The sequence below is a fragment of the Arthrobacter sp. UYEF20 genome (assembly GCF_040546335.1).
Lineage (GTDB): Bacteria > Actinomycetota > Actinomycetes > Actinomycetales > Micrococcaceae > Arthrobacter.
The window spans coordinates 311730-335467 of the sequence record NZ_JBEPNP010000001.1; the positions used below are offsets into that span (position 1 = coordinate 311730).

A 23738-nucleotide genomic window follows, 5' to 3' on the forward strand; every position below is an offset into this window, starting at 1 on the left:
AGTACCCCATACCGGAGCAGGACTCGAGCGCACGGACAATGACGGCGGCCGGCTCGGAAATGTGATGCCCGGTTCTGTAGCCCCGCGTCTGCCCGGACACTCTGGGCGGTCAGAACGCGACGGTTGAAGTGGAGGGCCACGATCTGAATACCCAAATGTCGGCTTCCGCAGCCTGGACATGAGTCGCCCCTAGGGCGGTGCAATGTTCACTGTCATAGACCCTGGGGTGGCGGGGATCAGAATCGTTGCCTTGGCCGATTGGTTGGTTAGATCGCCAACGTGTGGCCGTTGAAACATGCTCCCATGTTTCACGTGAAACAGAGGTGGTGGCCGCCCGCTGCCGGGAGGAAACGTCGGCTTGCCCGCCCGCGGTTGAATCGCGTCGGCGGCCCCAGGTGGGGAACCCTGAGGGCCCAGGAGGCATTGATCGACCCGGGGTGTTGTCGGCGCCCCAGCGGAGCGACGCGGTCATTGGGCTACCTGAGGCGCGCGTCGCCGGGCATCGCGGCGATCTTTGTATGGCATGTGGCCAGCATCCGGGCGACTTCGTCGAACTGGGTGTCCACGTACCCGCATCGGGCAGGGCTGAGACGATGCGGAGGATCGAGGCGACCATCTCCCGGGATCCTTTCGCGCGATGGAGAGCGCCTTGCGCATGAAATCAACCCGGCAGAGCTGCCAGGCTGTGTCCGGGAACGCCGTCCAGATGGTCTTCTTCAGCCCCGCGGGGCATCGGGGATGAAAAAGCTTCACGCCGGCCGGCCCGCGGGCATTCAGCGACCGCAGGAATGCGGTCCAGAACGTTTCGTTTTCGCCGTCGCCGACGTCGAAGCCAAGCACTTCCCGCCGCCCGTCGGCGGCCACACCGAAGGCGACCATGATCGCCTGGGACACGACCCGGGGCCGACGCGGGCCTTGCGTCAGGTGGCGTCTAGGAACACATAGGGGTACTCCATGGCCGAGAGTCGCGGTCCTGGGCGGTCCTGGAACGCGCCGCTTCGTGGTCCAGGTCCTCGCAAATCCGGGAAGCTTCGGACTTGGAGATCCCGGTATCGGCCCCGTGGGCCTCGACCGGACCGTCGACTTTTGCGGGTGGAGACTCCACGCAGGTAGGCCTCCATCACGACCGCGTAGAGGGCCTGGTCCACTCGGCGGCGCCCCTTCAGCAGGGTCGGGGAGAACGATCCGTTCCGCGGCTTCGGGCTCTTCAGATTCAAATCGCCCGCGTTAGTCGCCAGTTTCATGGCTGGCTGCCGTTGCGGTCGGTGGTGCGTTCCCCCGTCCGCTCGAACGGGGCGGCGCCGGTGAACGCGGTCGCGTACGCCTCGATGAGCTGGGTGTACGGCGATTCGGTGGCGGCACGGATCCGTTCGGAGACCTCGGTGAATATCAGTTGGCCAAGCAGGACGAGCAGCACGTTGCCCAGGCAATGACCAACCGCGAAAAATACACCACCCCGCGGGACGAAACCCGTGAGCCCACGGTGCGTAGTTTTCGAGATCAATATGCGGACAGGACATGAGCGCCTTGGTGCGATGCCAACAATGAAGCAAGCGGATGTCATGGAGCGACGGAGCGAGTAGCAATTGTGGGCGAGCTGCGGGCCAGATCTGTGAGCCAGTGCCAGCTGGTGCCAGAGCTGGTGGGCGTAACCGCTCCCCAGATGGAGGCGTGCATCCAGTGGGGTGACTAGCCGAGACCAGCTATCGAAACTCACTTCTGTCCCGCATCGGATCGAGTCTGCCAGGCCGGCCGTAGCTGAGAGATGAGTAGCTGCTCAGGGGTCCGGCCTCCTTTCGGACAGGCCATTGGAAAGTGGCAGGTGAATACAATAGCTTCCTAGCGCGCTGCTCCGGCTTCCGAAACGGTCGCCGCCGCCGAGCTCGTAAGTTGACGTCGAGTCGGTGGTGCCTGGCGGACGCCTGAACGCTTGCGAGCCGGGTTCCCCCGGACTGCATTCTTGCCGCGTTACTGAGTGAATGTGTCCCCCATCGGGCGGACGCCCTGACACGCCAAGGAACATGCAGGCGACTTCCGAAGCTCCGGACCTAATATCAACAGGTCCGTAGCCGTGGATATCGCGGTGGATATTCCTGTGGATAACTTTGTGGATTAGTCGGGACGAAAGCGAAAGTTGAGTGGGTACCCGCTGACCCCGGGTCGCTGCCTGCCCTCGCCATTCTCAGGTCTGCCGTTCTGGCCCTTCGCTGTTTCACGTGAAACATTCTCAGCCTTGCCAGAGATGAGTGGATGCACACCCGGGCCCACCAACAAAATCCCTAGAAACCGGTTAATTTTGAACCGATCTAGCGCTCTCCGGTGGGTCAACTAGCGAGGGAAATCGTCAGTTCCAGACGCAGGTGCCGACCTCGTGCGGTCCGCCCAACTGCCGTCAACCACTCTGCTGCCAGCGACTCTCCCACGAGGAGTGTAGTCGGCCATGTTTTGAGCTGTGAGAAATCACTCATAGCCTGTGGACAACAGTGTGTATAACTTCTGTGGAAAACTTGTCAGTCCGCTGTATCTGTCACCGTGAACGCAAGGTTTCCGGCTCTGACGGGACTGAGGCGTGGCAACGGAAACCCTCGTTTCGGGCTTCCCAAGTGCAGGCGCTAGCAGTGTAGTTCCAGTTATGGCTTTCTTCATCGTCCACTATACGACCACCGTCTGTCGTCTCTCGGTGACTGATAGTGGAAAACCATGGTGCCCTGTAGTAGTCCGTGACCTGGCCTCTCCATCACCACGTCTGGAGGCTTGCCTCATGCTGGACTATCTGCTCATCGTGGAGCACGAATGTAGGACTGTAAGGCTCACCCTGCAGAGCCCGATAGAGCCTGCAGGAGAGCTAGCTGCTGAGATATTTTCTGCGAGCCGGCCATGGTCTGGGTCTCGGATCCCACTATTGGCTCAGCTGCTCCTCCCCGCAATGTGACGGGTCCGGTTCGACATAGTGCTAACTGTGAAGACGCGAGCGGCAGGAGTCGCCGTGCGCGCACGGGGCCCGGGTTGTACTGGCCGGCCGTGCCAAGCGGACAGCACCTTCCGCCAAAACAGGTCCCTGGCCCCTGTTGGAGCTCTGCACCGGCGACGTGTGTTCCGCAGGTTCCCAGGCGTCTTCTGTACCAAGGGTCATCGGATCCGTTCCGGTGCTCACGGATCCCGCCAGCCCAAGTCTGTGCACGCCGCAACGGCCTGCATGCTTCAGGCTCTCCCGAAATCGGGCGGGTGGTGGATCAACGGCGTTCCCCGGGACCCCTGTCGTCGCCTTCCGTAGGCGCAGGCGGAGGCTCGTGGTCCGTGAGCTTCCGCAATCAGGTGACGGAGGCAAATCAATAGTCCGAAAATCACATTCTCAGCCCGGAACGGGCGTCCGGCAAGGACGCATTGGCTAGTGGGCAATTTCGTTAGTTCGTCGGGGGTCAGGGGCAGGCGGTGGGGTCGTTGAGGTAGGGGCCGCAGGCCGTGTCGCGCCAGGACATCACCGGCGGCGGTTTCAAGTACCTCGACCGGCCGGCGGGGTCGACCGGAATACGCCACCGGACTCAACCACTGGCTGCCACGCCTGAGCAGTCACGAGTACGCACGGCAGCCTGACCCCGACGACTTAAGCGAAAATGAACACCGGACCGGGCATGCCCCGCGCCGGGGTCGGCGGATGGCCATATTCCGGTTATGCCCCGTCCCGGGCGCGAATACTGGGCATGTCCTCCTGGGCGCGAAGACTGGGCCTCAACCCCCTAAGAACTATCGAAAATGACCACTAGCTTTGTGTCCTTGCCGGACGCCGGTTCCGGGTTGAAAATGTTCTTTTCGGACTGGCAGCAGGATGTTGGCTCCGAGCCCGGGCTGCGGCAGAAAGGATTCGCCGAGGTATTGGCCCGGAATCAAATCCCGCATTACCGCTCCACTGCCGGCTCCAGACACCACAGCCGTCCGCTCCATGTTTCACGTGAAACCGCCTGGGGCAGTTTTTGGTTGTTCAGCTTGACTCCCGTGCGGACCGCAACACGGTGCCTCCCGGTTGCTTTGACTCCTCCGCCAGTGCGTGGCCTGCAGGCCGTGCCGAAGGCAGGCGGTTGGCGAATGCGGAAGGGATGAAGGGAGAGAGATTCCTCGCCCCCGGTACTGGGGATGAACCTCGATGGTGGAGTAGCTGCAGTCCCACGTGGAGCCACTAATGATCACCTGCGAGGTTGAGTTCCGGATCTACACATTGATGTCGGTGGCCCGTATGCCGTCATCCGCCCTTCGGATTATCCGAGAGTTCCATATTGGGTATTCCTCCTCTGGATCTCAGGGTGCATTGCTCGTCAACATCGCTGCCGAAGGAGCCCTTCCGCGGTCCTGTTCGCCAGACGTCCTGTCCCCCGGTGGCCGGGCGCGATGTTTCACGTGAAACAAGACAGGACGTCGCGCAGAGCCAAATATGGGAAATTGATGGAAACCGAACCCAAGATCTTCCGGCCTTCCATCATTGCTGCCGTGTCTTGCGTTCAAAGGTTCCTGTCCCAGCCCTGCTCCGTGTCAATGTTTCACGTGAAACGATTCCCGGTAATGGTTGGGCGTCGCTCGTTGTGGCCGCCTTCGTTTCGAAACGGTGCTGCCTCGGTCAAGATTTGATTCCTATCAGGCACCGGGTCACTGCGATTTAGAAGGCTATCTGTCACCGTCGGATCCGTCACCGTCCGACGCGGCTGAGTTGCCTTTCGAACCAGATCCTCCGACTGTGCGTCCGGGTGGTTTCCCGGATGAAACGAAAGGTCAGCAGATCTGTAATGCGTGTTTCACGTGAATCCCCCGCATGTACGGACCGCAAAGCTGAGATGAGGAGGGGTGAATCCATCGCGTCCGCGCCCGGCCGAAGTGCTGCTGCCCATGAGTCTCTCGTTAGACAACAAATTGGTCCCCGCCGCGGGTTCGACCCTAAGAACTTGTCCAAAAGAACACTTTCAGCCCGGAACGGTGGTCCTACAAGGGACACATTGGCTAGTGGGAATCTTCGTGAGTTCGTCTGGGGTCAGGTCCAGGCGCTGGGGTCGGTGGGGTAGAGGCCGCAGGCGGTGGCGCGCCAGGCCCTCCCCGGCGGCGGTTTCAAGGGCCTCGACCAGCCGGCCGGGTCGACCGGAATACGCCACCGGCCTCAACGATTAGCTGCCACGCCTGAGCAGGTTTGAGCATGCACCCGGCAGCCTGACCCCGACGGCCGAAGGAAAGTGACCACCGGTCAGAACATGCCCCGTGCCGGGGCCAGCCGATGGACATATTCGGGCCATGCCCTGTCCCGAGCACGTAGACTGGACATGTCCTCCCGGGCGAAGATTGGGCCTCAACCCCCGACGAACAAACGAAAATGACCTCTAGGCCCCGCACACTTAGTTTGGGGCTGCCGCTAGCCGTCGATGTTTCACGTGAAACAGAGGACTTCGCAAAGGGCAGGCGGTTTGAGTGAGCCCTCTCCCCTCCCCGGGTCAAGGGAAAAAGCTCAGTCAAGCACGGATCATCCACGGAATTCCCGGCAGTCTTTCAACCTAGATCAACTGCAGGAAATCTCGCCGGCGTGACCCGTGGTATCCCCGAGCCCGCGTCGCCGGGGACCCGGACCCGCGTGTCGCAGGCTATCCCCGAGACCCCTTACGCCTACGCGCTGGCTCGTAAACGGGAATCTGGGAGCACAAAACGGAGGCCCCACTTCCAGGAAGTGGGGCCTCCGAGGCTTGCCGTGATTGCTTACGGCGCCGACTGAAGGACTAGGACAGAACGTCCGCGAATTCCTTTTCGAAATACTGCTTGGGCCGGGCACCGATGACGGTGCTCTTGACCTCGCCGCCTTGGAACAGGTAAACCGCCGGGATGGATGTGATGCCGTACTCCGCAGCGATGCCCGGGTTGTCGTCCACATTGACCTTGACGACATTTACTTTCTCGCTGTACTCAACCGAGATCTCGTCGAGGATCGGTCCCAGCTTGCGGCAGGGTCCGCACCATTCGGCCCAGAAATCCACAATGACGGGCTTATCAGCGGCCAGCACATCAGTGCTGAAGCTGGCGTCTGTTACATCTTTTGCGTTGCTCATAACCTTGTCTCTCTCTTCAGTTGGTTGCTGCGCGCCGTTTAGGCGTGGAAATCGGCGAGATAGTGTTCGACGTCGAGGGCGGCCACACAGCCCGAACCTGACGCCGTGATGGCCTGGCGGTAGGTGGGATCAATGACATCGCCGGCTGCGAAGACACCCCTCAGGCTGGTCTTCGAGGTACGTCCCTCGACTGAAATGGTTCCCTCGGGAGTGAGATCCAGCTTGCCCTTGACGAGATCCGTCCGCGGATCGTTGCCGATTGCTACGAAAACGCCTGTAACGGCCAGTTCGGTTTCGGTGCCGTCGACGAGGTTCTTCAACCGCAGCGCGGTGACTTTGTCCTGGCCCAGGACGTCTTCCACTCCCGTGTTCCAGACGAACTTGATCTTGTCGTGGGCCAGTGCACGGTCGGCCATGATCTTGGAGGCACGGAGGGCATCGCGGCGGTGCACCACGGTGACGGACTTCGCGAATTTCGTGAGGAACAGCGCCTCCTCCATTGCGGAGTCACCGCCACCGATCACGGCAATGTCCTGATTCTTGAAGAAGAAACCGTCGCAGGTTGCACACCAGCTGACACCGTGGCCTGAAAGGCGCTTCTCATTCGGCAACCCCAGCTCGCGGTAGGCCGAACCGGTGGAAAGAATGATAGACCGTGCCTGGAAGGTCTCCCCCGTTCCGATGGTCACGGTCTTGATGTCGCCGTCGAGGTCCAGTTCGGTGACGTCTTCAAACTGGATTTCCGTGCCGAATCGGGCAGCCTGCTTCTCGAAGTTTTCCATCAGGTCCGGGCCCATGATGCCGTCGGGGAATCCCGGGTAGTTCTCGACGTCGGTGGTGTTCATGAGCTCGCCGCCGGCGGTCACCGAACCTGCGAGCATTAGCGGCTTGAGGTTGGCGCGCGCCGTGTACACCGCGGCGGTGTAGCCCGCGGGTCCCGAGCCGACGATGATGACATCACGTACTTCGGACGCGGTGTTTTCTGCGTTGCTCACTGAACGGTGAACCTCTTCCTTTGTCGATGCGCCCGCCTGGGTGGCCGGCCACATGGCACAACTACTACTTGGTGCTGAATATTCCGATGGAACCAGGTGGCGTGCGCGCCGGATTACGGGCTTGGGTTACTGGACCTTGATCTCGGCCAGGCGCAGACCAAAACCGTAGCGGGTCTTGGGTGCTGCAAGCTTGGGTAGCGTCTTGATGGACACGATCACATACTGTGCGGTGACCGGCTTCTGCAGGGAGATGGTGAGGTCCGGCGACGTGAAGCTGTTACTCCCGACCTGCTTGGCTCCGTCCAAGGAAGGGCGGTCGTTGGTGAACACGCTAATGTTTCCGCCGGAGGCGCCCAATTGGCTCAACGTTACCGAGGAAACCTCGGACGGCCCCTTGAGCTTGACAGCCAGCGGAACCTCGCTGGCAAGACCGCCCCAGTCGTCCGTGGCGAACTCCATGTCGGACCAGAAGCTGGCGCCGTTTCCGTCAAAGGTCTTGGACAGATCCGCATCATACGTTCCTGCGAAGTCGAAGTTGCCGATCCGGGTGACGCTTTCGATTGCCGGCGGCCCGGCCACGGGCGCAGAACTGGAGCTCTGCGAAGGCTTTCCGGAGCTTGCGCCCGGAGTGCTCGCCGAGGAGCTGCTACCCGCGGCGGGCGGCGGGCTGCTCTTAAAGAGGCTTCCAAGGTTCGTTACGGCAAAGATCAGTCCGACCACCAGGACGGCCGCCAGCACGCCACCTACGAGCCAGCGCATGGAACGGGGTTCGCGCTGCGGCCTTTCATCCTCTGCGTAGTAGTCCTCATCCGGCTCGGCGTCGGTATTCCGCGCCGCGGCGGGAAAAGTGCGCGGAGTGCGGTCCTTCTCCGGGGCAAGCTGCCCGGCCCCGGCAGCAATCCCGGCCCCGGCAGCAGTCGCAGCGGTGGCGGGGTAAACCGGTTGGGAGGCGTGATCTTGTTCAGCCGGACCCGCGTAGCCGTAATCGTCGTCGGACCACAAGGACACCTTGGGATTCCCGGCCGGAGACGCCGGCGTGGAGTCAGCTTGACCGGCCGGTACGCCCGGCTGCACGGTGGTCGGCTGGGCGGCGCCCGCCTCCTGAACGGGCTGGGGTGCCGTCGTGTGCGGGGTCGTCTCCTGCGGCGCCGTCTTCGGGCCCGCCGCCATCCCGGCAGCGGCGGCTGGACCGGCGGACGGGCTCGACGCCGGCAGCGACGGCCCGCGGGGGGCCCGAACCGGCGGCGGCACTTGTCCAGCGGCAGCCGGCGGCTGCTTTTGTCCGTAGTCGATGTACCCGGCGTCTACTTCCTCGTCGTCGTAGAGTCCGTCGTACGTTTCGGGTTCCTGGGAGCGGGCCTGTCCAAAGATCTCACTGCCCAGCGTGTCCGTGAAGAACGGTTCGACGTAGGGCGTGTTGGAGGAGACCACAAGATCCAGCAAATCGGCCGCAGAGGTGTGGCTGGTGATCAAGTACGTCGTGTGCGCGCTGACGCCCAAATCGAGGATCTGAACGTGGCCGGGCCGTTCACCTGTGGCCACTTCGCGGGCACTCCGGGCTACCTGGTCGGCGTTGTCCGGGCCGGCTACAAGGATGCTCACGGCACGATTCAGCACCTGGTCAACACCGTCCAGCACCAGATCCTGGTCATGCGAGGCCAGTACGGTGGCGGTGACCTTGTAGCGGCCACCGAGTACTGATCCGACATCGATCGGGTGGGACACGGGTTCCTCCTAGACTGTCCGGGAACTGCTGGCCTGACCACTTCATCAGTGACCGCAAGTCCCCCGGTAAAGCCGGTTGACCCCTGGTCTGCAACTCCCCTTGTTAGTCTTCGATCCTAGCCGATCGCGTGTCCGCGCCGCTGAAGCATGGCGCTGTGACACCGTCCCGACCTTATTTTTTCTTCTTGCGTCCGAATGGGAAATACGGATTGTGGCCGGCCGGGCCCTGGTACGTCCGTCGGCCGGGCAGCGGGACGTCGCCCCGGCCAAGGCCGCCCTCGGCTGAACTGGGCAGCTCTTCGGCAGGCAGGTAGCCGCCTTCCGGTCCGGCGGGCCAGCCGCGTCGTTCCTCGGGTTCCCGAATATCGGGCCCGGCACGGAAGGACGCGGCGTCGAATTCACCCGAAATCCTGGGAATCAGGCCCGTGTCCACCGACACGGTGGCGCGTTCCGGCCGGGTGCGCGCCGGTCCGGAACCCTCCGCAGTCCCGCCGCCCTCGCCGGCGTCGCCGCCCGCGGCGGCCGGACCGGGCCCGGGGGTCGGGGCCCGGCGGAGCCGGCCGAGCAGCGGCTGCAGCAGATCCCGCAGCTCGGTCACGCGGAAGAGCTTCAGCAGGAAGAGGTAGACGGCCAGCATGACGGGTCCGACGACGACGATCGTCACCAGAGCGGCGATCCGGTCGCTCCAGGCGTAGCCGTCCGGGTTGTAGCTGCCCAGCAGCCACAAGGCCACGGCCCCGGCCAGGGCGGAACCCAGGGCCGCGTAGCCCATGCGGATGTAGGAACTGGCGATGCGGGGCCCGTCCAGGTGGCCCAGGAGCCGGCGCAGGAAGATCGCGCTGACGATCACGGAGAGGATGTTGCCGCCGGTGTAGAGGATGGCGATGGCGAAGATGATCTGATCGAACGGAAGGAACTGGATCACGAACGCGGCCGCCAGGTTGACCAACGCCAGTACCAGCTGGATGAAGAACGGTGTCCGGGCGTCTTCATTGGCGTAGAACACCCGCGACATCATGAAGTTGGCGCTCATGAAGGGGGTGCTGAGGGCCAGGATGGTGAGGGTTTGGGCCAGCATGACGCCGTCCTGGCGCACCTCGCCGGAGAAGAACATGCCCAGTGGTCCGGCCAGCGCGAAGAGCGCCAGCGCGCCGAAGACAGTTGCCACGGCCATGGTCCGCAGCCCGTGGGAAAGTGCGCTGCGCAGCGCAGCCCGGTCTCCGTCCTGTGACGCCCGGGTCATTCGGTTGAACAGCACGGTGGCCAGGGACAGGGCAATGATGGAGTGTGGCAGCAGATACAGCTGGCTGGCCACCTCCAGCACTGCGTTGCCCGGAATGCTGTCCGCCGCGGGGTCCCCTGCTTGTTGAAGGCGGAGCCGTTCCGCGCCCGGGATCGTGGCGATGCGCATGACGTAAAGGAATGCCAACTGCCCCACGGCGGCTGTCGCCAGGGTCCAGACGCTCAGCTTCGCGGCATGGCCCAGTCCGACGCCGCGCCAGCCGAAGCGCGGGCGCAGCCCCAGCCGGAGTCTGAACACGGGTATGAGCAGGACGGCGGTCTGGGTGACGACGCCGATCGTGGAGAACCCGGCCACGAGGAAAGTCTGGAACGAGCCCCAGTTGTCGATGGTGTGCGGGTTGACGGCATTGGCGCCCATGATGCCGATGAACATGCCCAGCCCGGCGATCGCCACGATGTTGTTGACGATCGGCGCCCACATCGCGGGTCCGAAGGCCCCGTGGGCGTTGAGGACCTGGGTCAGCAGGGCGTAAAGGCCGTAGAAGAAAATCTGCGGAAGGCACCAGAACGCGAACGACACCGCGAGGGCCTTCTGTTGCGGCGAGTAGCCCTGGGTGGTCAGTTGAATGACCGAAGGCGCCAGCAGCGTGACCATTAGCGTGAGCACCAGCAGCACCAGCACCGCCAGTGTCAGCAGCCGGCTGATGTAATCCGCTCCCTTGTCCGGAGCCCTGCTGGCCTTAATGATCTGCGGCACCAGGACAGCATTGAACACCCCGCCTGCCACCAGCAGGAAGATCAGGTTAGGGAGGTTGTTGGCGTTGATGAAGGTGTCGTTGACCGTGGAGCCCAGGCCCAGGGCGGCGGCCAGCAGCCAGGTCTTGGCGAAGCCCAGGAAACGCGAAACGAGGGTTCCGGCGGCCATGATGGCGCTGGAACGGGCTTCTCCGGACTGGACAGCGTTGGAATCCGCGGGACCGGAGGGCGAGGGAGTGGGTTTGGCTGATGACATCATCTTCATCGTCTCACCCGGGCATGGGTTTGCGCGCTATCCGCGGCCGGTACCGGCAGCCTGCGTCCTCAGCGGTGTTCCGGGAGGACTTCCTTGGCGAGATCCGCGATGCGGCGCTCGTTCGGGAAGGAGAGCTTGCGTGCCAGTTCGTGGATGGGAACCCAGGCGACGTCCACGGCTTCCTTGTCCGGATCGTTTTCGATCGTGAGCTCCCCGCCCGTGGCCTGCAAGAGGTAGTGGTGGACGGTCTTGTGGACACGGTGCCCGCTGACGGTAAACCAGTAGTCGATGCTTCCCAGCGGTGCGAGGATCTTGCCCTCGATCCCGGTCTCCTCCGCGATCTCCCGCACGGCGGCTTCCTCATTGCTTTCCTGGCCTTCCGGGTGGCCCTTCGGCAGGCACCATTCCAGCCGGCCGCCCCGGTTAAGGCGCGCGATGATCGCAACCCGCAGTTCGCCGTCGGACGTGTCCACCACGACGCCACCGGCGGAGATTTCCTCCACGGTAGGCAGGGAGGCCTGTCCCGAGTGCTGGACAGGCGCGACATTGGCACCGATTGCCGATGGCAACGGTGCGTTTGTCCTCCTGCCGGGAGCGCTGGGTACGGGATGGGCCATGAAGTCCACTCTAACGACTCTTGTCCGCTGTTGATGACCTAAACATGACAGGAAAGTGGACGGCCGGGAAAGTGGATTGCCGCCCCGCCCATGGGATGGCACATGGGATCGCAGCCAAGCGCGGGACCCCGGGACAGTTTCGATGTGGTGCCGGTGCGGTTTTCCCGCGGGCTTGAGAAACTATGCTTAAGAAACTATGGCGCACGCACATCACAAGACTGACACGCACACTGTTGATTTCCAGGTGGACCCGGTGGTTCTGGAGCTTGGACAGCGGTTCGTCGACGCCGGCCACGAACTCTCCCTCGTGGGCGGGCCGGTGCGTGACCTGTTCCTGGGCCGCGACTCACCCGATCTGGACTTCACCACGGACGCCACCCCGGACCAGACCGTCGCATTGATCAAGAAGTGGGCAGATAACTTCTGGGAGATCGGACGGGCCTTCGGCACCATCGGGATGCGCAAGGCCGGTTTCCAGATTGAGATCACCACCTACCGCGCCGAAGCCTACGACCCCGATTCACGCAAGCCGATGGTGGCCTTCGGGCATTCACTGACCGATGACTTGCTGCGCCGGGACTTCACCATCAACGCCATGGCCCTGCGTTTGCCGGCGCTGGAGCTGGTGGACCCGTTCGGCGGCGTCCGTGATCTTCAGGCCTCGGTCCTCACCACGCCGGGAACCCCGGAAACCTCGTTCTCCGACGACCCGCTGCGCATGATGCGCGCCGCCCGGTTCGCAGCCCAGCTGGGCGTGGCGGTCCACGAGGACGTCCGCGCGGCCATGACCCGGATGGCCGAACGGATCACCATGATCTCCGCCGAACGCGTGCGGGAGGAACTGGTCAAGCTCATTTGCGCCGCCCATCCCCGGGCCGGGATTGATCTGCTGGTGGACACCGGGCTGGCCGAGTTCGTATTGCCGGAGGTCTCGGCCCTCCGCCTGGAGTCGGATGAGCACCACCGCCACAAGGACGTCTACCAGCATTCGCTCCAGGTCCTGGAGCAGGCCGCCGCGCTGGAGACAGGTGCCGACGGCCCCGTTCCCGGCCCCGATTTTGTGCTGCGGTTCGCGGCCCTGATGCACGACGTCGGCAAGCCGGCCACCCGCCGCTTCGAGCCTGGCGGCGCGGTGAGCTTCCGGCACCACGACATGGTCGGCTCGAAGCTGACGTCAAAACGCATGAAGGCGCTCCGCTTCGACAACGACACGATCAAGGCGGCGGCGCGCCTCGTCGAGCTGCACATGCGGTTCTATGGCTACGGCGACGCCGGCTGGAGCGACTCCGCCGTCCGCCGCTACGTCACCGACGCGGGGCCGCTCCTGGAGCGGCTGCACCGGCTCACCCGCTCGGACGTGACAACCCGCAACCAGCGCAAGGCGGAGCGGCTATCCTTCGCTTATGACGACCTGGAAGCCAGGATTGCTACCCTGCGGGAGCAGGAATCCCTTGAGGCGGTCCGTCCCGACCTGGACGGCGGACAGATCATGGCGGTGCTGGGGCTCAAGCCGGGGCCGGTCGTTGGCCGCGCCTACAAGTTCCTGCTCGAAGAACGGATGGAATACGGCCCGCTGGATGCCGAAGTCGCCGAGGCCAAACTGCGCGAGTGGTGGGCCGCGCAGCCGGAGTCTGCTCCAGAAGAGGCCGGAACCGGATCCGTCGTCGAACTGTCCACTACTGAGGAGTCCTAAGTGATTGCACCTTCCAACGGCCCCCGTCCGCAGTTGTGGATCCTGCGGCACGGTGAAACCGAGTGGTCCAAGAGCGGGCAGTACACAGGCCTCACGGACCTTCCCCTCACCGTGGAAGGCGAACAGCAGGCCGTCGAGGCGCGCAAGGTGCTCGACGCCGTCGACTTTGACCTGGTGCTGACCTCGCCGCTCCGGCGGGCGCGCCGGACGGCGGAACTGGCGGGCTACCCGAACGCCCAGCTGGAGCCGCTCGCCGTCGAGTGGGACTACGGCGACTACGAGGGCATCAGCTCTGACCTCATCCGCAAGGACAACCCGGCGTACCTGATCTGGACCGACGGCGTACCGAACGGTGAATCCCTCGACGACGTCGCAGCCCGCGCGGACAAGATTGTGGCCCGCGTGCTCGAATCCGGCCTGGACAACGTGCTGATCGTGGCCCACGGCCACTTCTCCCGGATCCTGACGGCCCGATGGCTTGGACTCGATCCCCGCGAAGGGCGGCACTTCGTGCTGGGCACAGCCAAAGTCTGCACACTGGGCTGGGATAAGAAGACACCCGCAGTGGTCCGCTGGGGCCTATAAACACGGTTTAGAAAAGAAGTTCAGAAAAGTTTATGAATTCAGTGGTCAACTACTGCATTCATGGTGTATTTTTATTTTTGACCCCAGGGCGATTTGCCGGGGTTACGGCGCGCGTCGCCCGGCCAGTCAGCCGGAGCCACGGCAGGACAGAAAAGGAGGTTGGGAAAATGATTACTTTGACTAGCGGATGGATGTCTTTCGGCACCGCCACCCGGCCTCTGTCGCTGAACCGCGCCCAAATTTCGGCCTGACTGTCTCCTGACCCCTCCGCCCCCGGCCTAGTGTCTTTGACTAGGACCCGGAGCCGAGACGATGCCGGACCTCCGTTCCCCGGAGGTCCTCTGACAGCCGGCTGAGCAGGCGGAACCACGCGGTTGCGCAGCCTCCCCATAGTTCGGAACCCAGCTTCTTGTTGGGGCTGCGGCGCTCTCGCGTCACGGGGCCATTCTTCGCTTTTGCGAATCCAATGAATTGCTTCGGGCATTTCCATGCCCAACGAGGCCTTTTCTTCCTCAATTTAAAGGGGCCTTAATTGGCGTGCCCAATTCCTTTCCTTTTCCACAAAAATTCCCATGAAAGGTCCACCGTGACCGTTGCAGGCGCCACCCCAGCCCGTCCCCACGGCACACAGCCCCAGACCACCAACCAGCGCAACACCAGACACCGAAGGGAGGTGACCACCATGTGGCAGAAGCTCCAAGCACTCCTGTTCTTCAGCCGGAAGCCGGCTCCGCGGCAGACGACGCTGTTCAACGGCTCACTCCTTGACCAGAAGCGTGAAGACGTATTCGTCGCTATGCACCGGATGGGCAACCTCCGCTGACGCCCCGGCACTTCCGGTCCGTCGCCCGCAAGGACACCGGACCGCGATCACGAAGGACCAGGCCAGCCGAAGGAGGAACTGATGTGTGACATCGGAACTGATCCCCTGGGAGCCCACGCGGCGACGCGTGGGCTCCCCCCTTTAAGCGCAGGGATGGACGAGATGGGACGCGCGGACTGCCGGTACACGGTGGCAAGGGGGCTCACCGTGATCAGAGTGCTGCCCCGGTAAGCTCGAGGGCATGCAGGAGACAAAGCCGCCGGAGCACCGCAAACGGGTCCGACTGGTCATCCCGAGCCGCAGCGACCCGTTACTGAGGAACTTCACGGAGCTGATCGGGGGCCCCATGGGCCACCGCGCAGCACCTGGAGTGGTCTCCCCCGGATTCTTTACCGTGGAACGCGTCCTCATTATGCTCACCGTGCTGGCAGCCCTGGCGGGGATTCTCCTCAAGTCCTACTGCCGCGGCAACGGCTGGGAAACGCCGGGGCAGTTCTATGCCACGTGCTACTCGGACTTCCCCGAGCTATTCAGGAACCGCGGCCTTGGCGGGGGTGCTTTCCCGTTCGTGACCAGGGAAACATTCTTCGAGTACCCTGTGCTGATGGGACTGATCGCCGGCGTCACCGCACTCCTGGTGCCTGGCGAGGGCGTCAGCAACGACCGCATTCTGGCCTACTTCGACGTCAATGCCGCACTGATCGCCGCCGTCTGGATCGTCACGGTGCTGGCCACGGCCTGGATGACCCGGCGCCGCCCCTGGGACGCCGCCATGGTGGCCGTCGCCCCCGGCATTGTCCTGGCCGGAACCATCAACTGGGACATGTGGGCGGTGGCGCTGCTGGCCTTGGGCATGTACTTCTTCGCGCGGAACCAGCCGGTGCTCGCGGGGATCTTCATTGGCCTCGGCACGGCAACCAAGCTCTACCCCCTACTGATCCTCGGCGCCATTCTGCTGCTTGCCCTCCGCACGGGCCGCTTCCGGGCGCTGCTGGTCACCGCCGGATCCGCCGCCGCGGCCTGGCTGGCCGTCAACCTGCCGGTGGCCGCCCTCAACCCGGACGGGTGGAAGTACTTCTACCAGTTCACCCAGGACCGGCCCGCCGGGTACAGCTCGCCATGGTTTGCCTATAACCTCGTGGCCGGACGCCTCGGCTGGATACCCCTGCAGGCCGACGCCATCAACACCCTGGCCCTGAACCTCTTCGTCCTGGCCTGCGTCCTGATCGCGGCACTGGCCCTGACCGCACCGCGGCGGCCCCGACTCGCGCAGCTCGCCTTCCTGATCGTGGCAGCCTTCATCCTGACCAACAAGGTCTACTCGCCCCAGTTCGTCCTGTGGCTCATTCCGCTGCTGGCCCTCGCCCGGCCCCGCTGGCGGGACTTCCTGATCTGGCAGACCATCGAGGGCCTGCACTGGGCCGCCATCTGGATGTACCTTGGGCAGGTGACGAGCGGCGGAGTGGCCCAACACAACATCGACATGCCCTACTACGTACTGGCCGTGGTGTTCCACATGCTTGCCACTGCGTACCTGATGGCACGGGTGGCCTGGGATATCTGGGACCCCAGCTATGACGTCATCCGGCGCCATGACATGGACGACCCGCACGGCGGACCCTTCGAACACGCCCCGGACTGGCTGCGGCTTGACCCGGCCCGGCCGTCGGCGTCCCTGCTACCCTGGCGCAAAGCCGCGGCAGATGCCTGACGTCGCCGTCGTCGGCTCCGGCCCCAACGGACTCGCCGCCGCAGTGACGCTGGCCCGGGCCGGGCTCAAGGTCCATGTCTACGAGGCGGCCCCCACCCCGGGCGGCGGCATGCGCACCGCCGAACTGATGGAACCGGGCCACTTCCACGACGTCTGTTCGGCGGTGCACCCGATGGTCATGGCTTCCCCCTTCTTCCGCCAGTTCGGGCTGTTCCGGCGGATCCGTCTTGAGGTGCCGGAGGTTTCGTACGGTTCACCGCTCGACGGCGGCCGGGCGGCCTTGGCGTACCGCTCGCTCGAACGGACCGCCGCCGGGCTGGGGCGGGACGGCGCAGCATTCCGCCGCCTGATGTCCCCGCTCGTGGACCGTGTGGAGGGCATAGCGGACCTGACCCTGAACCAGCTGTTGCGGGTGCCGCGGGACCCCGTCGCGGCCGGACTGTTCGGCCTCCGCACGCTGGAACAAGGCTCCCGGCTGTGGGGCGCCAGGTTCCGGGAAGAGCTGGCGCCCGCCCTCTTGACCGGGGTCGCGGCCCACACCGTCTCACCGCTGCCCGCACTCGCCGCGGCGGGCGCGGGACTCATGCTGGGGGCACTGGCGCATGCCGACGGCTGGCCGGTACCAATTGGTGGATCGGCGGCGATCGCCCAGGCCATGATGGCGGACCTCGAGGCCCACGGCGGAGTGGTGGAAACGGAGGCGCGGATCGGCTCCCTGGCGGATCTTCCTCCGGTGCTGGCCACCCTGCTGGACGTGGCGCCTCCCGGGTTGATCCGGCTGGCGGACGGCAGGCTCCCCGACAGGTACCGGCGCGCCCTCGAATCGTTCCGGTTCGGGAACGGTGCGTGCAAGGTCGACTTCATCCTCTCCGGCCCGGTGCCCTGGGCCGCCCCGGCGCTCGCCGACGCCGGTACCGTGCATGTGGGCGGCACTCGGGCCCAGATGACCGAGGCGGAGAACCTCGTCGCGGCGGGACGGCATCCCGAGCGGCCCTACGTACTGGTCTCCCAGCCGTCACGCTTCGACGCGGGACGCGCCCCAGAGGGCCGGCACGTCCTGTGGAGCTACTGCCACGTTCCCGCCGGCTCCACCGTGGACATGGGCGAGGCCGTGATTGCCCAACTGGAGCGCTTCGCCCCGGGATTCAGGGACGTGGTGGTGCAATACCGGGTGACGACTGCGGCCGGGCTGGCGGCGTACAACGAGAACTACGTCGGCGGCGACATCAGCGCCGGCCTGATGGACCTCCGGGGCCTGGTCCGGCGTCCCGTGCTGGGCCCCGTGCCGTGGCGGACCCCGCTCCGCGGGGTGTACCTCTGTTCCTCCTCGACCCCTCCGGGCCCCGGAGTGACCGGCATGCCGGGGTTCCACGCCGCAAAATATGCTCTGAAAGACATATTCGGCCTGCCCGTCCCCGGGCTCCGCCCCTAGCCGCCACGCGTCAGGACGGTCGGGGGATCAGCGACTGCACTTCGATCAACCAAAAGGTTGATCCTGGCTGCCCGGCCCCGGTTCCAGCCGGAATCGGTACGGCTCGGCACTACGCTGAATCTATGGACGGCAAACTTACGGGCGCGGATGCGGAGTCCACCGGGGCCGCCGTGATTCTGCGGATCCTGCGGGTTAGCCTCCACGTCGGCTTCGCCGTGCTGCTCCTCGTGGCGCTGGTCCGGCTGCTGGCCGCGGGTCTGCAGGGGCCGGGCCGGCTCACACTGGGCCTCGCTCTGGTCCTCGCCGCCGTCTACCTGCTCGGGACGGTGCTGGAGAAACGCCACTCCACCGAGCCGTCCCGCTTCGATCCGAAGCCGTATGCCGTGTGGTGGCTGGGTGCCGTGTCCCTCCTGTGGCTGCTTCTGATCTGGGCCAGCGCCGACTTTGTCTGGCTGGCGTTCCCCCTGTTTTTCCTGCAGCTGCACATTCTGCCGCGGCGGCTCGCGCTGCCGGCCATCGCCCTCAGCACGGGCCTGCTGGTCGCTGCGCTGTGGTTCCACAACCGGGGACCGGACGGGAACGCACTCCAGCTGCCGATGGTGCTGGGACCGGGGTTCGGAGCGGCGTTTGCCGTGGTCACCGGACTCGCCTACCGGGCGCTGTACCTGGAGGCCGAAAACCAGCGGCTCGCCGCCGAAGAGCTGCGCCGTACCCGCGCCGAACTCGCCCGGAGCCAGCACGACGCCGGAACCCTCGCCGAGCGTTCCCGGCTGGCCCGCGAAATCCACGACACGCTCGCCCAGGGATTCTCCAGCATCCTGCTGATGGGCCGCTCGGCCGAGAAAGCCATCGGGAACGGCGACCCAGCCACCGCCCGGGACCGGCTCCGCATCATCCAGGAGACCGCCTCGGCCAACCTGGCCGAGGCCCGCAACTTCGTCCGGGGGCTGCAGTCCCCCGCCCTGGCGGAAAACTCGCTCGTGAACAGCCTGCGCCGGCTCTGCGAAAAAACCGAAACCGAGGCCGCCGCCCGCGGAACCGGGATCCGCTGCCGCTTCGACCTGGAAGGGACTCCCGTGCAACTCCCCAACCCGTACCAGACCACCCTGCTCCGCGCTGCGCAGGCCAGTCTCGCGAACGTGTGGGTCCATGCGAAGGCGAGCACCGCCGTCGTGACCCTGTCCTTCCTGGGCAGCGAAGTCGCGATGGACATCTACGACGACGGCGTCGGCTTCGATCCCGCCGCTCCGGGCGACCCGGCCGGGCGCCCTGACGGCTCCGGCTACGGGCTGAGATCCCTGCGCGAACGGGTGGCCGCGCTGTCCGGCGGCCTGGACATCGAGTCCACACCGGGCGAAGGGACCGTGGTGGCCATCAGGCTCCCCCTCGCAGCCGCCGCCAACGCAACCGGCGCGAACGCGGCCCGGGAGCAACCTGACAAGGAACAACCCGGCAAGGACCAACCGTGAACGACATCCGGGTGCTGCTCGTTGACGACCACCCGGTGGTCCGGGCCGGGCTGAGAGCCATGCTGGGCGATTTCGACGGCATCACGGTCGCCGCCGAAGCTTCCGACGGCGGTGCCGCGCTGGCCGCGCTGGCCCGGCTCAACGCCCTGGGTGAGCCAGTCGACGTCGTGCTCATGGACCTGCAGATGGGCGCGGGGATGGACGGCGTCACGGCGACCGGCAGGATCAAGGCGGGCGAGGCGGGGCAGCCGGCGCCGCCGGTGCTCATCCTCACCACCTATGACTCCGACGCCGACATCCTCGCGGCAGTCGAGGCCGGCGCCAGCGGGTACATGCTCAAGGACGCGCCGCCGGAGCAGATCCGCCAGTCCGTGCTCTCGGCGGCAGCCGGGCAGACGGCGCTGGCCCCCGAGGTCGCAGCCCGGCTGATGGGCCGGATCCGGAACCCGGCACCGGCCCTGTCCGGCCGCGAAATCCAGCTCCTCGAACTGCTCGCCACCGGCCTAGGCAACCGGGGCATCGCCAAGCAGCTGTTCATTTCTGAGGCGACGGTCAAGACGCACCTGGTGCACATCTACGGCAAGCTCGGCGTGGACAACCGCACCGCCGCGATCGCGGTGGCCACCCAGCGCAGGATCATCAGGCGCTTCTGACCCTGTTCAGTGGGACAGCGGGACCCTGGACAGCGCAATAACCCCGGCAAACGCCGTGTGACAGGGGAATTGTCCGGGGCTCGGGGCATAATGGCGCGGTGGGGAACTTACCTAAACTTTCACTTGTCCTTATCGGTCTCATCCTTGGCGCCTCCCTGGTGGGCTGCGACGACGGCCGGGCCGGCGCGCAGGATGCCGCGAAACAGCTGGCGTCCGCCGTTGCCGCGCTCGACGTCGGCTCCGTCCCGTTCGAAGGCAAGGAATCCGGCGCAGCCAATGAGCAACTAAACGCGGTGTTCAAGGCGCTGGAGCCGGCCAAACCGGCTGTGCAGTCAGGCGAGCTGACCCTCGACTCCGGCACGGCCACTGTCCCGCTCAACTACAGCTGGAAAATCGGCGCCGAAGAGTGGAAGTACACCACCTTCGCCCAGTTCAAGAAGTCCGGCGACAAGTGGCTCACGGTGTGGAATCCGGCAACCCTGCTGCCTGAACTGGCTGAGGGAGAAATCCTCAGCATGTCGGCGGAATCGCCGCAGCGTGCTGCCATCCTCGGCGCCGGGGACGTCCCCCTGGTGAGCTACCGGCCGGTGGTGAACGTCGGCATCGACAAGCCGCTGCTCGGCGCGGCCGACGCCGCGGATGCGGCCACCAGGATGGCCCAGCTCGTGGGGGTGGACCCGGCCGCTTATGCGCAGCAGGTGGAGGCGTCCGGACCCCAGGCGTTCGTTGCCGCCATCACCCTGCGCTCGGACGGCCGCACCATCACCGATGAGCAGATTGCCGCGATTCCCGGCGGCCGGGCCATCCCGGACTCGCTGCCGCTGGCACCCACCCGCACGTTTGCGCGTGCCCTGCTGGGCACCGCCGCCGCTGCCAGCGCGGAGCAGATCGAAAAATCCGATGGAGCGCTGAAACCCGGAGACACCATCGGTTCGGGCGGCCTCCAGCAGCAGTACGATGCCCAGTTGCGGGGCACGGATTCGACCGTGATCCGGGCCCAGAAAGCAGGGCTCACCGCCGAAGAACTCAAAGCGGCGTCCCCCGATCCGCGCCGGATCCTGTTCCAGGTCCAGGGAAAACCGGGAACGCCGTTGCAGACCACCCTGGATGTGAACCTTCAGCAGCTTGCCGAGGACGTCCTGGCCAAGGTGGGGCCGGCATCGGCGATCGTGGCACTGCGCCCGTCCACCGGAGCCGTCCTCGCGGCCGCCTCCGGTCCCGGCAGCAACGGCTACGACACCGCCATGCTGGGCCAGTACGCCCCCGGCTCGATCTTCAAAATCGTGGACTCGCTGGCCATGATCCGCAACGGCATGACGCCGGACTCGAAGGTCGAATGCCCGGCGACCCTCACCGTGGACGGACGGACCTTCAAGAACGCCGAGGGCTACCCCGCTGCCTCGCTGGGCTCGATATCCCTCCGGGACGCCTTCGCCCACTCCTGCAACACCGCCTTCATCAACGCGCGGGAGGGCGTGAGCCAGGCCCAGCTGGAAGGCGCCGCCACATCACTGGGTGTCGCCGTCGAAGCCCCTGCGCTGGGGGCCGCGGCGTTCCTGGGCTCCGTCCCCGGCGAGGCGGAAGGCACCGAGCATGCCGCCTCGATGATCGGCCAGGGCAAGGTGCTGCTGTCCCCGCTCTCCGCCGCCGTAATGGCCGGCTCGGTCGCCAAGGGCGCCCCCGTCTCACCGGAGCTCGTCTTGAATCCGAATGCCGGCACCGCCGACCCGGCAGCTGCGGCGTCGGCGTCCCCGACGGCGGAAACTGCCACGCCGACGCTGCCGGCCCCGCCGCCGGCGGCGACCTCCGGCACGCCGGTGACGGCAGCAGAGGCGGCCCCGCTCGCGGACATGATGCGCGCCGTCGTGACGTCCGGCCATGCCGGCTTCCTGGCCTCCGTGCCCGGCGCGCCGGTCGGCGCCAAGACCGGGACGGCCGAATTCGGCAAGGACGACCCGCCCAAGACGCACGCCTGGATCGTGGCAGTGCACGGCGACCTCGCTGTTGCCGTGTTCGTCGAGGACGGCGGCCTCGGCGCCACCACCTCGGGTCCGCTGCTGAAGGAGTTCCTCACCGCCGCGGGCTGATCACGGACCCTCCCTCACCTTCGGGGCAGAACCGCCGGATCCTCCCTCACGTTCGGGGCAGAAACGGCGGATCCTCCCTCACGTTCGGGGCAGAAACGGCGGATCCTCCCTCACGTTCGGGGCAGAAACGGCGGATCCTCCCTCACCTTCGGGGCAGAACCGCCGGATCCTCCCTCACGTGATGTGAGGGAGGATCCGTTTGATTGGTGCGGAAGGTGAGGGAGGGTCTCAGGCGGCGAAGCCGTCCGCGATTTCCAGGACTTCGTCGAGAATGGCGAGGCCGGACTTGGTGTCCTGCACGCTGGTGTTGCAGGGCGGGACCACATGGATGCGGTTGAAGTTGGCGAACGGCAGCAGGCCGCGGGACTTGCAGGCCGCCACGAGCTGGTTCATTTCCGGACTCGAGCTGCCGTAGGGAGCCAACGGCTCGCGCGTCGCGCGGTCCTTGACCAGCTCGATGGCCCAGAAGACACCGGTGCCGCGCACTTCGCCGACCGAGCGGTGGTTTTCGGCAAAGCCGGCGAGGGCCGGGCCGATCACGCTCTCGCCGAGGAACGCTGCGTGTTCCACGATCTGCTCGTCCGCCATGGCGTTGATGGTGGCGACCGCGGCTGCCGTCGCGAGCGGATGGCCGGAGTACGTCAGGCCGCCCGGGTAGACCCGCTTTCCGAAGGTTGCCGCGATCTCGGGGCTGATGGCAACGCCTCCCAGCGGCACGTACCCGGAATTCACGCCCTTGGCGAAGGTCAGCAGGTCCGGGACGATGCCGAAGTGCTCGACGGCAAACCACTTTCCGGTCCGGCCGAAGCCCGCCATCACCTCGTCGGCGATGAGGACGATGCCGTGCCGGGTGCACAGTTCACGGACGCCCTGCAGGTAGCCCGGCGGGGGCATGTAGATCCCGGCCGTCCCGGGAATCGATTCCAGGATCAGTGCCGCGATGGTGGACGGGCCCTCGAAACTGATCAGCTGCTCCAGGTGCTCGAGCGCCCGCTGGCTTTCCTCCTCCTGCGTCGTGGAGTGGAAGGCCGTGCGGTACAGGTACGGCGGGAAGAAGCGGACGGCTCCGGCGCTGCCGTTGTCGCTGGCCCAGCGGCGCGGGTCGCCCGTGAGGTTGACGGCGAGCTGCGTCCCGCCATGGTAGGAGCGGTAGGCCGAGAGGACCTTGTGCCGGCCGGTGTGCAGCCGCGCCATCCGTACGGCATGCTCATTGGCGTCGGCGCCCCCGTTGGTGAAGAAGATCTTGTCCAGTTCACCCGGTGTCCGTTCGGCAATCAGGCGCGCGGCCTCCGAACGGGCGTCGTTGACGTAGCTCGGCGCGATGGTGCAGAGCCTGGTGGCCTGGGCTGCGATGGCGGAAACGACGGAGGGGTGCTGGTGGCCGATGTTCGTGTTGACCAGCTGGGAGGAGAAGTCGAGGTACTTGTTGCCGTCTCCGTCCCAGACGTGCGATCCCTCGGCCGCGGTGATGACCATGGGGTCCAGGAGGTCCTGGGCGGACCAGGAGTGGAAGACGTGCTTGCGGTCCAGTTCGTAGGCGCGGCGGGCGCCGTCGGAGGCCTCCTGCTGCGGCAGTGCCTCGTTGTCAAGGGTGGAAGTCATGTCGGGTGCCTTTCGGGT

General features: G+C 65.5%; 17 protein-coding genes. 8 read left to right on the top strand and 9 right to left on the bottom strand.

Annotated features, from left to right (window positions below):
* Positions 1 to 468: 468 nt before the first annotated feature.
* The 8 genes from ABIB26_RS01530 to ABIB26_RS01565 form a co-directional block, all read right to left on the bottom strand.
* The gene (locus ABIB26_RS01530) at positions 469 to 879 is read right to left on the bottom strand and encodes a transposase (protein WP_354239277.1); all 411 of its coding nucleotides are present in this window, start codon (positions 877 to 879) and stop codon (positions 469 to 471) included.
* Between the two features lie 41 nt (positions 880 to 920).
* Positions 921 to 1244 (bottom strand): transposase, encoded by a 324-nt coding sequence (locus ABIB26_RS01535; protein ID WP_354238919.1) that lies wholly within the window; start codon positions 1242 to 1244, stop codon positions 921 to 923.
* Positions 1241 to 1417: a transposase gene (locus ABIB26_RS01540; protein ID WP_354238921.1), complete on the bottom strand. Its 177-nt coding sequence runs from the start codon at positions 1415 to 1417 to the stop codon at positions 1241 to 1243. The genes ABIB26_RS01535 and ABIB26_RS01540 overlap by 4 nt, the downstream gene beginning before the upstream one ends.
* A gap of 4330 nt (positions 1418 to 5747) precedes the next feature.
* Positions 5748 to 6074, bottom strand: coding sequence for a thioredoxin (trxA, locus tag ABIB26_RS01545; protein ID WP_354238922.1), 327 nt, complete (start codon positions 6072 to 6074; stop codon positions 5748 to 5750).
* Positions 6075 to 6112: 38 nt separating this feature from the next.
* Positions 6113 to 7069 (bottom strand): thioredoxin-disulfide reductase, encoded by a 957-nt coding sequence (gene trxB / locus ABIB26_RS01550; protein WP_354238924.1) that lies wholly within the window; start codon positions 7067 to 7069, stop codon positions 6113 to 6115.
* A 126-nt stretch (positions 7070 to 7195) separates the two neighbouring features.
* Positions 7196 to 8794 (bottom strand): ABC transporter substrate-binding protein, encoded by a 1599-nt coding sequence (locus tag ABIB26_RS01555; RefSeq protein WP_354238926.1) that lies wholly within the window; start codon positions 8792 to 8794, stop codon positions 7196 to 7198.
* A gap of 172 nt (positions 8795 to 8966) precedes the next feature.
* A complete protein-coding gene (gene murJ / locus ABIB26_RS01560; protein WP_502913604.1) occupies positions 8967 to 11048 on the bottom strand; it encodes a murein biosynthesis integral membrane protein MurJ in 2082 nt (693 codons plus the stop codon).
* A gap of 68 nt (positions 11049 to 11116) precedes the next feature.
* The gene (locus tag ABIB26_RS01565; RefSeq protein ID WP_502913599.1) at positions 11117 to 11665 is read right to left on the bottom strand and encodes an NUDIX hydrolase; all 549 of its coding nucleotides are present in this window, start codon (positions 11663 to 11665) and stop codon (positions 11117 to 11119) included.
* Between the two features lie 196 nt (positions 11666 to 11861).
* Here ABIB26_RS01565 and ABIB26_RS01570 point away from each other — a divergent pair, with 196 nt between their 5' ends.
* The 8 genes from ABIB26_RS01570 to ABIB26_RS01605 all read left to right on the top strand — a co-directional run bounded on the left by ABIB26_RS01570 (position 11862) and on the right by ABIB26_RS01605 (position 22118).
* Positions 11862 to 13358, top strand: coding sequence for a CCA tRNA nucleotidyltransferase (locus ABIB26_RS01570; protein ID WP_354238930.1), 1497 nt, complete (start codon positions 11862 to 11864; stop codon positions 13356 to 13358).
* Positions 13359 to 13943: a histidine phosphatase family protein gene (locus ABIB26_RS01575; RefSeq protein ID WP_354238932.1), complete on the top strand. Its 585-nt coding sequence runs from the start codon at positions 13359 to 13361 to the stop codon at positions 13941 to 13943.
* Positions 13944 to 14529: 586 nt separating this feature from the next.
* The gene (locus ABIB26_RS01580; RefSeq protein ID WP_354238934.1) at positions 14530 to 14766 is read left to right on the top strand and encodes a hypothetical protein; all 237 of its coding nucleotides are present in this window, start codon (positions 14530 to 14532) and stop codon (positions 14764 to 14766) included.
* Between the two features lie 241 nt (positions 14767 to 15007).
* Positions 15008 to 16477, top strand: coding sequence for a glycosyltransferase family 87 protein (locus ABIB26_RS01585; RefSeq protein WP_354238936.1), 1470 nt, complete (start codon positions 15008 to 15010; stop codon positions 16475 to 16477).
* Entirely contained in the window at positions 16470 to 17909 is a 1440-nt protein-coding gene (locus ABIB26_RS01590; protein ID WP_354238938.1) for a phytoene desaturase family protein, read from the top strand. The genes ABIB26_RS01585 and ABIB26_RS01590 overlap by 8 nt, the downstream gene beginning before the upstream one ends.
* A 122-nt stretch (positions 17910 to 18031) precedes the next feature.
* Complete coding sequence (locus tag ABIB26_RS01595) at positions 18032 to 19378, top strand: sensor histidine kinase (protein WP_354238940.1); 1347 nt, start codon at positions 18032 to 18034, stop codon at positions 19376 to 19378.
* Entirely contained in the window at positions 19375 to 20031 is a 657-nt protein-coding gene (locus ABIB26_RS01600) for a response regulator (protein WP_354238942.1), read from the top strand. The genes ABIB26_RS01595 and ABIB26_RS01600 overlap by 4 nt, the downstream gene beginning before the upstream one ends.
* 98 nt (positions 20032 to 20129) lie before the next feature.
* The gene (locus ABIB26_RS01605; RefSeq protein WP_354238944.1) at positions 20130 to 22118 is read left to right on the top strand and encodes a penicillin-binding transpeptidase domain-containing protein; all 1989 of its coding nucleotides are present in this window, start codon (positions 20130 to 20132) and stop codon (positions 22116 to 22118) included.
* A 228-nt stretch (positions 22119 to 22346) separates the two neighbouring features.
* Here ABIB26_RS01605 and ABIB26_RS01610 read toward each other — a convergent pair whose 3' ends face one another.
* A complete protein-coding gene (locus ABIB26_RS01610; RefSeq protein WP_354238946.1) occupies positions 22347 to 23720 on the bottom strand; it encodes an aspartate aminotransferase family protein in 1374 nt (457 codons plus the stop codon).
* Positions 23721 to 23738 lie beyond the last annotated feature (18 nt).